The organism is Bacillus massiliigorillae, assembly GCF_000380245.2.
Taxonomy (GTDB): Bacteria; Bacillota; Bacilli; order Bacillales; family DSM-1321; genus Bacillus_AD; species Bacillus_AD massiliigorillae.
This window is the reverse complement of sequence record NZ_HG428741.1, coordinates 3021352-3038349: the sequence shown is the minus strand read 5'-3', so window position 1 is coordinate 3038349 and position 16998 is coordinate 3021352. Positions and strand designations below refer to the sequence as shown.

14 protein-coding genes are annotated in these 16998 nt (G+C 34.4%); 11 read left to right on the top strand and 3 right to left on the bottom strand.

Annotated elements, in window-relative coordinates; genetic code table 11:
• Positions 1-5: 5 nt before the first annotated feature.
• Entirely contained in the window at positions 6-482 is a 477-nt protein-coding gene (locus tag TX86_RS14090; RefSeq protein WP_042349413.1) for a TRAP transporter small permease, read from the bottom strand.
• Between the two features lie 90 nt (positions 483-572).
• Positions 573-1607 carry a TRAP transporter substrate-binding protein DctP gene (gene dctP / locus TX86_RS14085; RefSeq protein ID WP_042349412.1) on the bottom strand — a complete coding sequence of 345 codons (1035 nt, stop codon included), beginning with the start codon at positions 1605-1607 and terminating at the stop codon, positions 573-575.
• A gap of 263 nt (positions 1608-1870) precedes the next feature.
• On the opposite strand from dctP, the gene TX86_RS14080 reads away from it, so the two are divergent.
• The 5 genes from TX86_RS14080 (at position 1871) to gshAB (ending at position 7875) form a co-directional block, all read left to right on the top strand.
• Positions 1871-2908: a PTS sugar transporter subunit IIC gene (locus TX86_RS14080; protein WP_042349411.1), complete on the top strand. Its 1038-nt coding sequence runs from the start codon at positions 1871-1873 to the stop codon at positions 2906-2908.
• A 205-nt stretch (positions 2909-3113) separates the two neighbouring features.
• Positions 3114-3638 carry a DUF2179 domain-containing protein gene (locus tag TX86_RS14075; protein WP_042349410.1) on the top strand — a complete coding sequence of 175 codons (525 nt, stop codon included), beginning with the start codon at positions 3114-3116 and terminating at the stop codon, positions 3636-3638.
• A 148-nt stretch (positions 3639-3786) separates the two neighbouring features.
• The gene (locus TX86_RS14070; protein WP_052343675.1) at positions 3787-4086 is read left to right on the top strand and encodes a DUF5983 family protein; all 300 of its coding nucleotides are present in this window, start codon (positions 3787-3789) and stop codon (positions 4084-4086) included.
• Positions 4087-4268: 182 nt separating this feature from the next.
• Complete coding sequence (locus tag TX86_RS14065) at positions 4269-5591, top strand: MATE family efflux transporter (RefSeq protein ID WP_042349409.1); 1323 nt, start codon at positions 4269-4271, stop codon at positions 5589-5591.
• Complete coding sequence (gene gshAB / locus TX86_RS14060; RefSeq protein ID WP_042349408.1) at positions 5581-7875, top strand: bifunctional glutamate--cysteine ligase GshA/glutathione synthetase GshB; 2295 nt, start codon at positions 5581-5583, stop codon at positions 7873-7875. Before TX86_RS14065 ends, gshAB begins: the two co-directional genes overlap by 11 nt.
• 145 nt (positions 7876-8020) lie before the next feature.
• Here the strand turns inward: gshAB and TX86_RS14055 are convergent, their stop codons facing one another.
• Positions 8021-8539: an acyl-CoA thioesterase gene (locus TX86_RS14055; protein WP_042349407.1), complete on the bottom strand. Its 519-nt coding sequence runs from the start codon at positions 8537-8539 to the stop codon at positions 8021-8023.
• Between the two features lie 341 nt (positions 8540-8880).
• On the opposite strand from TX86_RS14055, the gene TX86_RS14050 reads away from it, so the two are divergent.
• The 6 genes from TX86_RS14050 to TX86_RS14025 all read left to right on the top strand — a co-directional run bounded on the left by TX86_RS14050 (position 8881) and on the right by TX86_RS14025 (position 16973).
• Complete coding sequence (locus TX86_RS14050; protein ID WP_230203620.1) at positions 8881-10164, top strand: aspartate aminotransferase family protein; 1284 nt, start codon at positions 8881-8883, stop codon at positions 10162-10164.
• 33 nt (positions 10165-10197) lie between these two features.
• The gene (locus TX86_RS14045; protein ID WP_081707660.1) at positions 10198-11628 is read left to right on the top strand and encodes an NAD-dependent succinate-semialdehyde dehydrogenase; all 1431 of its coding nucleotides are present in this window, start codon (positions 10198-10200) and stop codon (positions 11626-11628) included.
• Positions 11629-11783: 155 nt separating this feature from the next.
• On the top strand, positions 11784-13163 hold the full coding sequence (locus tag TX86_RS14040) for an amino acid permease (protein WP_042349405.1): 1380 nt from the start codon (positions 11784-11786) through the stop codon (positions 13161-13163).
• A gap of 155 nt (positions 13164-13318) precedes the next feature.
• Positions 13319-14029, top strand: coding sequence for a FadR/GntR family transcriptional regulator (locus TX86_RS14035; RefSeq protein ID WP_042349404.1), 711 nt, complete (start codon positions 13319-13321; stop codon positions 14027-14029).
• 434 nt (positions 14030-14463) lie between these two features.
• On the top strand, positions 14464-15027 hold the full coding sequence (gene ahpC / locus TX86_RS14030; protein ID WP_042349403.1) for an alkyl hydroperoxide reductase subunit C: 564 nt from the start codon (positions 14464-14466) through the stop codon (positions 15025-15027).
• Positions 15028-15317: 290 nt separating this feature from the next.
• A complete protein-coding gene (locus TX86_RS14025; RefSeq protein WP_042349402.1) occupies positions 15318-16973 on the top strand; it encodes an FAD-dependent oxidoreductase in 1656 nt (551 codons plus the stop codon).
• Positions 16974-16998 lie beyond the last annotated feature (25 nt).

Below are 16998 nucleotides of genomic sequence, written 5' to 3'. Positions count from 1 at the left end.
CCTCCTTATACAAATGCTTTTTTTACATTTTTAATTGTAATATCAATCATATTTAGTGCCATTAAGACGCCGCTAATAGGGATAATGAGATAGACAAAGCTCATTGGTAGACGTAAAGCAGGCGAGTGTTGTAAGGAAGAATGGTCCACTAATTCAAGCCCTTTAACGATCATGACATAAAATAAAATCATACAAAGTATAGCGACGAATACTTGTAGGATTGCTGAGACTTTAGCTGGTAATTTCGATGTTAATAGTTCAACTCCTACATGTGCACCATGTTGAAAAGAAAATGCTGCACCTATGAAAGTTAACCAAATCATTAAATATCTTGATACTTCTTCTGTCCAAGAAAACGAACTTTGAAATATAATTCGAGATACAATTTGAATAAATACGAGGATAACCATTAAGACTAGAAATGTACTTGTCAGAAAGGCAGAAACTTTATTAATTCCATTGATGGCTTTGTTCCATATCATACATAACACCCTCTTCTATTGTTAACGAGACAGAATAGGAAGCAGTTGCTAGTTAAGTTTGGTAACTAACAACTGCTATTTAATAGACTATTATTTTTCTAACTCTTGAATTCTTTCAATCATATCGCCAAAACGTCCTCCAACCTTTTTATAGACAGGTTGAACAGCCTCGCGAAAAGCTTTCATTTCTTCTGTAGAAGGTTTCAAAATCTCTACACCATTTTCAGCAATGAATTTCTTTTGTTCTGCTTCCATGTCTTGATTAATTTTACGTTGTACATCTGTTATTTCTTTACCAGCATTAACAAAAACATCTTGAACATCTTTAGGTAAAGAGTTAAATTTATCAATATTCATAATAACCGGTGCTGTTGAATAATAGAGCATATTTTCTGTTAGGTGATTTTGAACTTCGTATAGCTTAGTAGTAGTAAATACGCCATATGAAACATCCATTCCGTCAATGACGCCTTGTTGTAGGGAGGTGTATACTTCTGGGAAAGCAATTGGAGTTGCATCTGCGCCTAATGCTTTGTAGGTTTCTATGTAGATATCATTTTCTAATGTTCGTAGCTTCATACCTTTTAGGTCTTTTGGTGAATGTACGACCTTTTTGTCATTTGTGATGTGGCGTAAACCATTCTCCCATAATCCTAATGTTTTGAATCCAGCTTGATCAATTTTTTCTGTTAATTCTTTTCCTATATCACCATCAAGAGTTTTATAGACGTGATCAAGACTTTTAAATAAAAACGGCATTTCAAGAACGGATAGCTCTGGCACAAAATTACCAAGAGGGCCAGCGGTTACAATCATTAAATCTAATGTTCCTAGTTGTACTTGTTCAGCCATTTCACGCTCTCCACCAAGTTGTCCATTTCCAAACACTTCAAACTTTACTTTACCATTCGTATCTTTCTCTACTTTTTTAATAAAGGCATCAATTCCTTTGGCGTAAGAATGATCCTCAGGTCCAATATAACCAACTCCAATTACAATTGGTTTGTCTGATTGTTCTTTGTTATTTTTTTCCTTTGAAGTGGAAGATGAACAGCCTGCTAAAATCAAACTAAGTATAAGTACAATCAATGAGGCTCCTTTTAATAGTGGGTTTTTTATTCTCATTTTTTTCCTCCTTTTGAAATCGCTTACAGAAATAATAATTTAATAACTTTTAATAGTCAAATGATTATTTGAAGAATAGTAAGATGAACCTATTAATCATGCAAGATACCCAAGCTATGTTTAGAAATCGTTGAATGCATTATTTTTGTAGCAAAATATACTTCTTCACGTATACGCGGTAAAGTAATAAAACAAATTCTTTGATTATTTTCAGAATAGTATTTATAATCAAATTTATCATCATAGAGATAGGAGCTCATACAATGAAAGATTTTTTCAGTAAGTTATTAAACGGAATGAGTATTGGTATTGTAGTTTCGTTAATTCCGAACGCACTACTAGGAGAAATATTAAAGCTAATCATTCCTTACGCTCCTGCCTTACAGTCTGTATTAGATATTACAGTTTTTGTAATGAGTCTATTACCTGTTCTGATTGGAGTAATGGTTGGTATAGGCTTTAAATTATCTTCCATTCAAACGGCAAGTGTCGGGATTGCGGCTATGGTAGGTAGTGGAGTTGTACAGAAGACAGCGGACGGTTTGTTTACACTAAATGGTATTGGAGTTGTTATTAATACAGGTATTACTGCAGCTTTAGCAGTATTATTCGTTCAATTTTTAGGAAATCGCTTGAAAGAATATTCAATTTTATTAATGCCTACATTAAGTATTTTAATTCCAGGTATGATTGGTTATTTCACATTACCGATAGTAAAAGAAGTAACGGGATGGTTAGGTGTTGCAGTTGATAATGTAACATCACTTCAACCAGTATTAATGGGTGCGATTATTGCTATTATTTTCTGTGTTATTATTTTGTCACCTATTTCAACTGTAGGGGTAGCAACAGTTATTATGTTATCTGGCATTGGATCTGGAGCAGCAAATTTAGGTATCGTTGCAGCAGGTGTAGGCTTAGCAATTGCAAGTTATAAAGCGAACTCACTTGGAACAGCATTAGCACACGTGCTTGGTTCTCCGAAGATTCAAATGAGAAACTTCTTTATGAAACCAAAAATTGCGTTACCAATGCTTATCACAGCTGGAATACTTGGAGCTTTAGCTGGAATTCTAAATATTCAAGGAACACCATTTAGTGCAGGCTTTGGATTATCAGGCTTAGTTGGTCCGTTAAATTATATGAAATTAGCTGAAGGTGGATGGTCAGCGGGGAATATCTCAATTATGTTAAGTATTTTCTTTATCCTGCCGATTATATTAAACCTTGGTCTAATATATGTGTTCTCTAAAAAATTAAAAATGATAAAATCTGAGGATTATAAATTGAATTTTGATTAATAAATATAAATTAATCGAGTAAAAATACCTTGAGTCTTTATAATGGCTCAAGGTATTTTTTGTTTTGAAAAGGAAAATAGAGATAGACGAAAATATTTTGTACCGTGAATTACAATTGTTTTCACTAGAGTGAAAGAGGGTATATCTCAAAGGATTAGTACATATAGAAAAGTCATTTATTTTGGAAATGTGGGAGGTACGAATCATGAAAGATATCATCCTAATTCTAATCTTGCAATTGGTATATGTTCCTTGTTTTACTCTACGTACAATCTTTTTAGTAAAGAATTTAATTGTTCCAGCTTCTATTCTTGGATTCGTAGAAGCTTTAATCTATGTATTTGGCTTATCCATTGTTTTCAATGGTAATCAAAGCGTTTGGGGAATGATTGTCTATGCAGTTGGATTTGGGATTGGGATTTTGATTGGTACGAAGATTGAACAAAAATTAGCGATTGGTTTTACCACATTTAATGTGAATCTCCCAACGAAAAATGAAGCTTTGATTGAGCATCTTCGTCAAAATGGGTATGGTGTTACTGTTTTTAAAGGTGAAGGAATGACAAGTATCCGATATAAACTAGAAATCCTAACAAAAAGAAATTTAGAAGATGATCTTATTTATACTATTAAGCAGTATGAGCCAAATGCTTTTGTAGTTTCGTATGAACCTCGTCGGTTTATTGGTGGATATATATTAAAGAATATGAAGAAACGGAAAGTAAAATAATAAAGTTATTTTGAAATATAGATGTTAGTGTAGCTGTTTGATAGGGTATAGTCGATTAGAACCTCAAAGAACCTCAAAGAACCTTATTAGCAGTGAGTCTTTTGAGAGTATTTGGGATCAGATTCTTTTATAAGTGGAGGGATACATCATGATTGAAAACATGCTTACTTTATCGAGAGTACATATTTCGAAGGAAACTGAGCAATGGTTGAACAAACAAGTGTCACTTTCAAATGAAGGAAAAATGGATGTAAGTGTTTTTGGTAAAGGTGAAGGTGGCTGGTTTATTCCAGTAAATGCACGAGTATTTACCGAGGAAGTTAAAGCGAGTAAATCGATTCCTGTTGAATTTTTTGATGTGTACAACTATGCGATTACTCATAAATGTACATGGATAATGATTGATCATGAAGCAGCTGTAACGGAAGAGCTTCCAACTTATAGTTAATTGTTACCTTAATGTTGATTGAAAAAGCCCTATTTAACAAGTCTTTTTGGTAAATCATTATTTGATTTCTGAAAAGACTTTTTTTGTTATGAATAATTGCTTCGTTCTATATAATGCTATATTATGAAAACAATCTGATGTCTATTATTAGGTGATAATTTCATGGTATAAGGGAAAATAATATGAAGAAAATCGATTTGACGACAGGCAAGGAGTTGTCTGTTATTTCATTATTAGCGCTTCCTTTAATAGGGAGTTCGCTATTGCAGTTTATGTATAACTTTATTGATATGTTATTTGTTGGTGGATTAGGATCGGATGCTATTGCTGCAGTCGGTTCAGCCAGTTTTTTTATAAATGTAGGATATGCGATTCAGGCGATGATTGTTGTTGGTGGAGGCATAAAGATTGCACATGCAATGGGGCAGAATAATGAGCGGAAGTTAGCTTCTTATATTGGTAGTAGTCTTTTGTTGAATGTCATCATTGGCTTTATAACAATCTTTGTTTTACTTATATTCGGAAATAGTATATTGAATTTTTTAGATTTAAATAATGAAGTTGTACAAGCAGATGCGTATCAATATTTAGCTGTTTCGGCGATTATGTTGTTTTTCTCCTATTTTAATGCGTTTTTTATAAGAATGTTCAGCAGCTTTGGGAATAATAAGCAAAGCTTTTACATAAGTGCGTTTGGCATTATTTTAAATGTTATTTTAGATCCTATTTTTATTTATTGGTTGAAATGGGGCGTAATTGGAGCGGCAATTGCTACTCTTATTGCCCAAATATTAATGTTTTTATTGTTTATATATGTGGCTCGAAACGTGTTATGGAAACGGGATGTAATAAAGGTATGCTTACATTCAGGATGGGAAATTATCCGATTAGGATTGCCGATGACTACACAAAGGGTTTTATTTACAATCATCAATATTATTCTCGCTAAAATAATTGCTACATATGGGACTGAAGCTGTAGCTGCACAAAAAATCGGCCTGCAAATTGAATCAGTTACCTTTATAGTATTAGGGGGACTAAATGGTGCGGTAAGTAGCTTTATTGGGCAAAATTATGGAGCTCGGAAATTCACGAGAATTACTACTGGATATCGAATGAGTATGATACTTGGAATATCCTATGCAGTACTTACAAGCATTATATTTATTTTCTTTGCTGAGCAGTTGGCGGAGTTGTTTACACATGACCATGAAACCGTAGGGATGGCAATTACTTATTTAGAAATTATCGGGTTATCGCAAATTTTTATGGCGATGGAAATGATCAGTAATGGTGTATTTACAGGTATTGGTTTACCTAAAATACCTTCTATTATTTCTATTATATTTACGGCTTTACGCATTCCCATGGCAATTGTATTCACTCATTTTATTGGTATTAATGGTGTGTGGTGGAGTATTGCAATTTCCTCTTTATTGAAGGGAGTCGTAGCGGTTATTGTTTTTCAAATTATATATAGAAGGAGAGAGCAAAATGAGATTTGAAATCTTGTCGAAGCTTTCCAAGGAGCAATTATTAGATGCTCAGTTTGGAATTGAAAGGGAAGGGCTTCGAGTAAATGGGGATGGACTGCTATCAGCAAAGCCTCATCCAAATATCTTTGGAGATAAGAAAGAAAATCCTTATATAACAACTGATTTCTCAGAAAGTCAACTAGAGTTAATTACTCCTATATTTAATAAAGTGGAAGATGCTGTTGCTTTTTTAGATTCCCTTTATAATATTACAGCTCTAGAGTTAGATGATGAGTATATTTGGCCTCAATCTATGCCTGCGATAACACCTGACGAGAAAGATATTCCTCTAGCATCCTTTTCTCAAACAACTGATCAACGTTATAGAGAATATTTACTGGGTAAATACGGAGGAAAGAAGCAATTAATATCAGGTATACATATTAATTTTTCGATTGGAGAGCAGCTATTAATGGCTTTGTATAATCAGACGGAGAAGAACCAATCGCTTCAGGATTATACAAATGATTTATATTTAAAGCTAACGAGAAATTACTTACGCTATAACTGGTTGTTAGTGTATTTACTTGGAGCAACGAATACGATTCATAAGACATACGAAGAGAATTGTATTGCGACATTAGAGGAAATTTCTGAAGAAACGTATTCAAATCAAGATGCTGTTTCTTTTCGAAATAGTTTTTGTGGCTATCAAAATAAACAATTGATTGTACCGAACTATGACAACCTGGCATCATATGTGCAATCAATAAATACTTATATCGATAGTGGTGTTTTAAAAAGTATCCGAGAATTGTATGCTCATGTTAGATTAAAAAGCTTCGGAGACTATACAGAGCACAATTTACTGAATAAAGGTATTAAATACATAGAGATAAGAACAATTGATTGTAATCCATTCGAAAAGAGTGGACTTTCTACAAATGATTTGCATTTTATTCATTTATTTCTATTATATTGCTTAATGAAAGAAGAAAATGAGTATGAAGGATATGTTATAGAAAGTGAAACGAACAGTAAGCGAGTGGCTGTTGAAGGGCAAAATCCGAACACTGTATTACGAAGAGCGGGTGAAGAAATAACTTTACAGTCTTGGGGAATGGAGCTTCTTGATGAAATTCTTGATATAAATAATCATTCACAGTTACCATTTGAACAAATTATTCGAGAAAAAATACAAGTGATGAAAAACCATGAATTAACCTATTCATATCGAATCTCTAAGCTATGTCATGAACAAGGCTTTATACCAGTGCATATGAAGCTTGCCAAACAATACAAGGATGCTGCATATGCGGAGCGCTTCCAGTTAAAGCCGTATACAGATTTAGAACTTTCCACTCAAATACTACTAGCTGAAAGTATTAAAAGAGGTATTCGATTTGAGCTGTTAGATCGACAAGAAAACTTTATTGCTTTATCGAAAAACAATCATACTGAATATGTACAGCAAGCAACGAAAACGAGTCGTGATAAATATATTACGGTATTGATGATGGAGAATAAGAGTGTTACGAAGCAAATGCTACATAAGCAAGGTATTAATGTGCCCCTTGGAGAAGAATATAGTGATGCATCTGTAGCGAAAGAAGCAATGCGAAGATGGATTTATAAACCAGTAGTAATTAAGCCGAAATCAACAAATTTTGGCCTCGGTATTTCGATTTTTCCAGAAGGGGCTAGTGTTGAGGATTTGATAAAAGCTCTAGATATTGCTTTTAAAGAAGATGTTACGGTTTTGATTGAACCTTTTATTAGAGGAAAAGAATATCGATTCTTAGTTATTGGAAATGAAACCGTCGCAGTTTTGCATCGTGTGCCAGCTAACGTCATTGGTGATGGGAAGTCTACCATTGCAGAGTTAATTAAGGAGAAAAATGAAGATTCCTTGCGAGGAAAAGGCTATAAAACACCCTTGGAAAAAATCGAAATAGATGACAATATGGTGTTATTCCTTCAGCAATATAATTTAACCATCGACTCAGTTCTTTCGGAAGGGCAATTGCAATATTTACGAGAGAATTCGAATATCTCAACTGGCGGAGATAGTATTGATGTTACAGATGAAGTTCCTCAAGTATTTAAAAATCTTGCTGTGAAGTCTGCTCAATCTGTAGAAGCAAAGATTTGCGGAGTTGATATGATGGTTGAGGATTTACAAGATGAAAACTCTGCATATGCCATTATTGAATTGAACTTTAATCCAGCAATTCATATTCATTCGTTTCCGTACAAAGGAACAGAACGTAATATAGCTGCACATATATTGAAATTATTGGATTTGTGTGAATAGGGTATGATGCACTTAAGAGATTATCTGATAAGCTTTAATGATATATAAGGATGGAATTTAGAAGAGTTAAAAAACGAGAGGCGTATCAGAGTGATTAAAAAATCACTTTGACACGCCTCTCATTTTTAATCCTATAAATAGAGAATTAATATAAATCCCATGAGCGTTTAGTAGTTAGTACAGCTGCTAATTCTTCACTTTTTTGTTTTCTTTCTTTTCTCATTCGTGCTCTTTCTTCTGCTGTTTCATGAAGTTTCTTCTCTTCCTCTGTTTCTGGAATAACAGCTGGAACAGGTGTTGGACGTTTGTTGTCATCTAGTGCAACAAATGTTAAGAAAGCTGTTGCCGCAATAATACGTTTTCCTGATTTTAAATTTTCTGCGACGATTTTAACAAACACTTCCATTGATGAGTGACCAGTCCATGTTACATATGATTCGAAACAAACTGAGTCAGTTGTTCTTATTGGATGTAAAAAATCCACTGAATCGGTTGATGCTGTTACGCATTCCTGGCGACTATGTCGTGCTGCGGAAATTGAAGCTACTTGATCTAGATTACTCATTAAGTTACCACCAAATAGCGTATTATGATTATTTACATCGTTTGGAAAAACACGACTTGTTCTGTTGACTCTGGATTCTTTACAATACTTCGGTTGCATATATACATCTCCTATTAATCATACAAAATTCTATTTATTTCGAAATAGTTATAAGAAAAAAATTATAAAAACTAACTTATGAAAGAGAAATAAATAGATACTATATTGTTATTAAACACTGAAAGAAAAAAATATACTAATATTTTGATTTCATATACTTAAATACATATTATTACATTCTTTAATGGATTGAATTTAAATAAAAGATATAAAAAAATCAAAATAACATTTGAAAATTCTGATTATTAGGATTATACTAGTGGAACAAAACTGGTACTACCAGTAGAACATGTAGCTCCAGTTTAAGTTCGAAAAAATGAAAAGTAAAGGTGAGGTTGAAATTGGCATTAATCAAACAAATGAGTTTATATGAACGTTCTTTAGCTGTTTTACCACCTGTGGCAAAGCGAGCAACAACATTAGGTATTACAAAAGCAAAAGGCTCTTATGTGACAAGTGAGGATGGAAAAGAGTATTTAGATTTTGCGTGTGGCATTGGTGTAACGAATGTAGGGCATAATCATCCAGTTGTCATTGAACGAGCGAAGAAACAGATGGACGATATAATTCATGTTGGTCATGGAGTTGTCTACTACCCTTCATACATAGAATTAGCTGAAAACTTAAATCGGCTAAATGGAGGAAATCGAAAAGTTTATTTTTCAAATAGTGGAGCAGAGGCTGTAGAGGGGGCTATAAAATTAGCAAAAAAAGTGACAAAGCGATCTGGTATTATCTCATTTAAACGTAGTTTTCACGGCCGTACAGTAGGAGCAATGACAGTGACGGCTTCTAATGCAGGGTATAGACAAGATTATGAAGGTTTAATGCCAAGTGTATATTATGCCGAGTATCCATATGCAGCTAGAACAGGTTTGTCAGATGAAGCAGAAACTAAACGTTGTTTAGATAGTTTACAAGAAATATTCCAAATGCTGATTGCGCCTAATCAAGTGGCCGCAATCATTATGGAACCTGTTCAAGGGGAAGGAGGATATATTGTTCCTCCAAAGAGCTTTGTAGAATCAATAAGAAAGATTTGTGATGAGTATGGTATAGTACTAATTTTTGATGAAATTCAAGCAGGCTTTGGTCGCACAGGAAAAATGTTTGCATGGCAGCATTTTGACGTCCAACCAGACATACTAACATTGGCAAAAGGAATCGCTAATGGATTTCCGTTAAGTGCAATTGTTGCACACGCAGATTTGATGGATCAATGGACTGTTGGCTCACATGGGGGAACATATGGAGGAAATCCTGTTTCGTGTGCGGCTGCACTTGCGGTTATTGAGTTATTAGAGGGTGGACTAATTGAAAATGCTGCTAAGATGGGCGATTATTTCAAGTCTCAACTAGTTAAATTGCAACATAATTATCCACAAATTGCTGATGTTCGTGGACTCGGATTAATGATTGGTATGGAAATTCTCAATGTTGATGGGAAGCCAGATGCAAATGCAGTTAATTTAATTCAAGAAAAAGCGCTTGAGAAAGGATTACTTATTTTAACGTGCGGTACAGATAAAAATGTGGTTCGTTTTATTCCACCGACAAGCGTTTCGAAGGAAGAAATTGATCAAGCTTTAGCGGTTATTCGAGAAGTGATTGCAGAGGTTTTATAAAAACTATTCATTGGTGAAAGGAGATAAATGACGATGTTATATATCAATGGGGAATGGTGTGAATCTAATTCTGGTGAAAATATTGAAGTGTACAATCCAGCAACAGGTGAACTTGTAGGATTAGCTGCTAAAGGTGGAGAGCTTGAAGCGGAAAGAGCTATTCAGGCGGCATCAGAAGCATATTTATCTTGGAAGAAAACGACGGCAAAAGAGCATTATATGTATATAAAGCGGGCAGCGGATTTATTAAGAGAAAGAACAGATGAAATCGCTAGCATTATTACGAAAGAGATGGGCAAGCCGTTATCAGAAGCAAAAGGTGAAATGAATTTAGCAATAGATTATTTGGATTGGTATGCGGAAGAAGGAAAGCGTATTTATGGAGACACTATCCCAGCGTCGGCACCAAATAAACGAATAGTTATACTTAGACAGCCAATAGGTGTGGTTGGAGCAATAACACCATGGAATTTTCCGATTGCTATGCTTACTCGTAAGATAGCTCCTGCTTTAGCAGCAGGATGTACAGTTGTTTTGAAAGCGGCCTCTGCGACTCCTTTAACTGCTATTGAAGTGTTTAAAGCGTTTCATGATGCTGGTTTACCAAAAGGAGTTATCAATCTAGTAAATGGTTCTGCTCAAGAAATCGTTGGTACTATGATGGCTAGCCCTAAGGTTAGAAAAATAACGTTCACTGGATCAACAGAGGTAGGTAAAGAATTAATCAGACAATCAGCAAACACAATGAAGAAAGTTTCTATGGAATTAGGTGGTCATGCTCCATTTATTATTTTTGAAGATGCTGATTTAGAAAAAGCGGTTGAGGGAGCGATTTTAAGTAAATTCCGAAATGCAGGACAGACATGTGTTTGTACAAACAGAATTTATGTTCAAAAGTCAATTGAAAAGCAGTTTGCCTCATTAATGGCTGAGAAGGTGAAAGATTTAGTCGTTGGAAATGGTATGCAATCAGGTGTTTCTGTAGGTCCAATGATTGATAAGAAAGCAATGGAGAAAGCACAAGAACATATTGATGATGCATTCCAAAAAGGAGCGACTGTTTTATGCGGTGGCACTCAGCTTAATGAAGAAGAGTATGTGAATGGGAACTTTTTTGCACCAACTATTTTATGCAACGTCACACATAAGATGAAAATCTCGTATGAGGAAACATTCGGCCCTGTTGCTCCTATCTTTACATTTGAAACGGAAGAAGAAGCAATTCAACTTGCTAATAATACAGAATACGGGCTAGCTTCATATATGTATACAAAAGATGGTTCACGTATGTTTAGAGTAGGAGAAGCATTAGAATATGGCATCGTAGGCATTAACGATTCATTACCAACGGTAGCACAGGCTCCATTTGGAGGTATAAAAGAATCTGGCGTAGGGCGTGAAGGCGGTAAATATGGGATTGAAGATTATTTGGAATATAAGTTTTTATCATTTGATTTAGAGTAACAAACAATTTCTATTAAGCGCCCTAGTTTTGTATAAAAAGACTGAAAATTATGTTTTTTAGGGCGCCGAATAGAAAGAAGAGGGTGAATTCGAACATTATGCTTTATAAAAGTAGGTCTTAGAAAAATTACATAAAATGGATGGTGAGTATTGGGATGGCTCAAGAAACGGAGTTAAAAAAGGATTTAAAAACAAGGCATATAACGATGATTTCGATAGGGGGAGTAATCGGAGCAGGGCTTTTCGTAGGTAGTGGGAATATTATCTTGCAAACTGGACCTGCGGCACTTCTTTCTTATGTTATTGCGGGGTTAATTATTGTTCTTATTATGCGAATGCTTGGTGAAATGGCAGTGGTTAACCCAGATAGCGGGTCTTTTTCTACATATGCAAATAACGCCATTGGTCATTGGGCTGGATTTATGATTGGTTGGTTATATTGGTTTAACTGGGTTATTATCGTAGCGATTGAAGCATCATTATTAGGTCAAATGACGAATATGTGGTTCCCTTTTATTCCTGTCTGGGTAGCTAGTGCAGCATTTCCTATTTTAATGATGTTAACGAATATTTTCTCCGTTAAATCATACGGTGAGTTTGAATACTGGCTCGCAACTATTAAAGTCATAGCTATTATTGCTTTTCTTTTAGTTGGTGGTGCGATGGTGTTTGGGTTCTTTCCTGGATATGAATCGCAGGGGCTTGCTATAATTAATGAGAATGGCGGATTTTTTTCAAAAGGATTTTTCCCCGTTTTATTGAGTGTTGTCTTTATTACGTACTCTCTTTCTGGTAGTGAAGTAGCTGCAATTGCTGTAGGTGAATCTGAAAATCCTGAGAAAAATATTATAAGAGCAATTAATGCAGTAGTATGGCGACTTCTTCTATTTTTTGTAGGTTCTGTCGCTCTTTTAATCTTAATTATCCCTCAAGATAATGAGAAACTTCTTGCCACTCCTTATGCAAGTGTATTTGATATAGCAGGTTTACCAGCTGCAGGTACGATTATGAATATAATAGTATTTATCTCCTTAATGTCAGTTATGAATTCTGGATTGTATACTGCTTCACGTATGGTTTATTCACTTTCATTAAAAGGTCATGCTCCAAAAATTATTACAAAGGTAAGCAAGAAAGGCTCGCCCTATACAGCATTAATCTTGTGTGTAGTGATGGCATATATCTTTATGATGTTTAAAGTAATTTCGCCGAATGGAATATTTAATTTCCTTGCAAATGCATCGGGTGGCGTTTCTTTACTAATGTATATTATGGTAGCGGTTTCACATATTATTCTTCGAAAGAGAATAGAGAAAACAAATCCTGAAGCACTTAAAGTGAAAATGTGGTTATTTCCTTTTTTATCATATGTAACAATCATCATGATTACAGTTATTTATGTTGCACAAGTTTTTATTGAATCAATGCGTTTACAGTTCTTTTTAACATCTGGATTAGCTATATTTTCTGTTATAGCCTACTTCTTGTTTGTTTATAAGAAAGAACAAATACAACATAAAAGTAAGTCAGCATAATATGAACTGAAAATAAAAAAGAAGGCATGCTAACACTTGCCTTCTTTTTTATATCTAACATGATAGAAGTATTCCAATTATATTTTCTCTTCTATATGTGATGTATACTGAATTATAAGAAATAACAGCATATCGTTTATCGAATGGAGGTCGGAATGAAATTGGGACATGATTTATTATATATAGATATTGCGGTAGAAATTGAAAATAAAATTTATGAAGGTGTTTATAAAAAAGGGGATAAATTACCCTCTGAGCGAGAGCTTACAAATACATATGAAGTAAGTAGAAATGTAATTAGGCAAGCAATAACAAGTCTTAGAGAAAAAGGTTTAGTAACTGTAAAACCTGGTAAAGGAGCTTATGTAACGGAGTTAGAAGACTCCATTGTAGGTGAGTCGCTGCTTAAAGTAATGCAAAAATATGATTATTCAGTAGAGGATATTTTGGAAGTTCGAGAAGAGTTAGAGAGATTGATAGTTACAAAAGCTATTGAAAGAGCAACTTCTACAGATATTGAGAAATTAAAACAAGTATATAATAGAATGGAAAAAAATAAGAATTCGTTAAATGAATTTTTGGAAGAGGATATGAATTTTCATATGGCTATTGCTGAATCTACTCATAATCCTATTTTTTTTATATTGATTCAATCATTCTTTGAAATGACGGATCATTTTTCATTTGCTGTTTCGAAATTTACAAAAGACTTAATGGATATTCATACAGTTGTTTTAGAACAACATAATCATCTAATAGAAGCTATTGAAAAGAAAGATAAACAATTAGCACAATCGATTATGCAAGAGCATTTAAATGTAACGAAGGAAGAAGTTGCGTTTTTAAAAAGTAAAGAATTAATATAAATTTTATGAGAAGAGGCGTTCTATATGTTTGGATATAGTATGCCTCTTTCTTTAATGCGTGGTGTAAATAATGGTTTATCTTTAATCAAAGCTGGATAAAGATAAAGTGTTTGGAAATATTAATGAGGGTGATTTGGTTAGGAATAGATTATTCTCATTTGTTTTGCTTATATGAGAATATAAATGAGAAAAGGAGAGCGATTTATGGAGATTTAAAGGGTTAATATAAGTAAAAGATTTAACATTTCTTTTGCTTATAAAGTGATGTGTATAACATTTTAAGTCTTTATGAAGGTTGTATGGTTAAAAAATCCAATAATGTGTCGTATTTGTGAAAATGATAATTATTATAATCTAGCTGTTGACTAATTACTTAATAATAATTATTATAAAGAAAGGATAAATACAAATTAACTTCTAGGAGGAAATATATTATGTCATTAATTAATAAACAAGTTGAAGATTTCAAAGTACAAGCATACCACGCAGGTGAATTTAAAGAAATTTCATTAGAAGATGTAAAAGGTAAATGGGCTGTATTCTTCTTCTACCCAGCTGACTTCTCATTCGTTTGCCCAACAGAATTAGCGGATATCCAAGATAACTACGAAACATTCAAAGATATGAACTGTGAAGTATACTCAGTTTCTACTGATACTCATTTCGTACACAAAGGTTGGGCTGATGCTACTGATACAATCGGTAAAATCGAATACCCAATGCTTGCTGACCCAGCTCAAACTCTTTCAAAACAATTTGGTGTTTTAGTTGAAGAAGATGGCGTAGCACTACGTGGAACTTTCATTGTTAACCCAGAAGGTCAAATCAAAGCATACGAAATCAACGATCTTGGTATCGGACGTAACGCTGAAGAGTTAGTACGTAAAGTGCAAGCTGCTCAATTCGTTGCAGAACACGGAGATAAAGTTTGCCCAGCTAAATGGACTCCAGGTGAAGAAACTCTTGAGCCAAGCTTAGACTTAGTAGGTAAAATCTAATTTAAGTATATTTTAACTTTATTTGCAGGAGATGGATTTACATCTCCTGCAGATTATATATTAAAAATCAGGTTCTAACTGGCGCTTAATTCCCACCAGACACCTTTGGATGATCTTCCGTATAGCGTGGGAATTTTAGCGCGAGCTAGAACAATATAAAAAGCCTATGAAATGTCTCAATACATTCATAGGCTCTAAATAGAAAAAAAGAGACACTTACTACAATAAGTGCCTCACGTACATTCTAATAAATTTTCGATAAAATATATTATACAACAAGGAGACCTAATATGACAAACATTTATGACTTAATTATTATCGGCGGTGGCCCTGCAGGTCTTTCAGCAGGTGTATATGCAGGCCGTGCTAAATTAAAAACAATCATTATTGAAAAAGGTAATGCAGGTGGACAAGCTGCAACTACTTCTGAAATTGTAAACTATCCAGGTATCCGAAAAACATCTGGTCCGGAACTTATTCAAGAAATGAAGCTTCAAAACGAAGATTTTGGTGTAGAGTTCGTTAAAACTGACGTAACTGGCGTTGATTTTTCTGGTGAAGTAAAAATTGTTAAAACGATTAATGGTGAGTTCAAAACACGTGCAGTAATTATTGCTACTGGTGCATCTCCAAGAAAACTTGGATTCCCAGGTGAAGCAGAATTTACAGGCCGTGGAGTAGCTTACTGTTCAACATGTGATGGAGAATTCTTCGAGGGCTTAGAAGTATTTGTTATTGGTGCAGGTTTTGCTGCAGCAGAAGAAGCTATTTTCTTAACTCGTTTTGCTACAAAAGTAACAATTATCGCTCGTGAGCCTGAATTCACATGCCCACCAACGATCGCTGATAAAGTATTTGCTAATGAGAAGATTGAAGTGAAATTCAACACTGAAATGCTTGGCGTATACGGCGACGGCATGATTCAACGTGCGCGTTTCATTAATAATGTGACAAAAGAAGAATGGGAATATACAGCTAAAGAAGAAGATGGCACATTTGGTGTATTTGTATTCGTAGGTTATCAACCGCAAACAGGTGTCTTCAAAGGACATGTAGAAATGGATCGCTTCGGTTACATCTTAACAGATGATAATATGAAAACAAATATCGATGGGGTTTATGCTGCTGGTGATTTACGTCCAAAATCATTACGTCAAATTGTTACAGCTGTTGCAGATGGCGCAATTGCAGGAACAGATGCTCAAAAATATGTAGCTGAAGAAAAAGAACGCCTTGGTATTGTTGATGAGCCAGAAGAAGAAAAGCCTGCTAAGAAAGAGGAAAAGGCAGCAGCTTCTACAGCTGGTGGCAAAAGCTCTTTATTAACTGACGCTTTAAGAGGGCAATTAAAAGGCATCTTCGGTAAAATGGAAAGCGATGTTACGTTAGTATCAATCGTTGATGAAAATCTACCTAAATCAGTAGAATTACGTGATTTCTTACTTGATGTTGCTGAATTAGGTGATAAATTACACCTTGAACTATACAACAAAGGTGAAAATCCAGAAATGGAAGCGAAGATCCATGCGGATAAATATCCAGTTGTATCTTTATTAAATGCGAATGGTGAATATAGTGGAGTGAAATATCACGGTGTACCTGGTGGACATGAGCTTAACTCATTCATTCTAGCAATCTATAACCTTGCAGGCCCTGGTCAAGCATTAGATGCGAGTATTATGGATACAATTAAAACAATTAATAAGAAAGCAAATATCAAAGTTATGGTTTCTCTTGCCTGTCACTATTGCCCAGATGTAGTTGTTGGTGCACAACGAATCGCGATTGAAAACCCTAATATTGAGGCAGAAATGGTTGATATTAGCCAATTCCAAGATATTAAAAAGCAATATAAAGTAATGAGCGTACCAGCAATGATTATTAACGACGAGCAAGTAGTGTTCGGTGCTAAGAAAATTGACGAGATCGCTGCATTGTTAGTATAAGTAACGAAGGTAAGGTAACTCTATA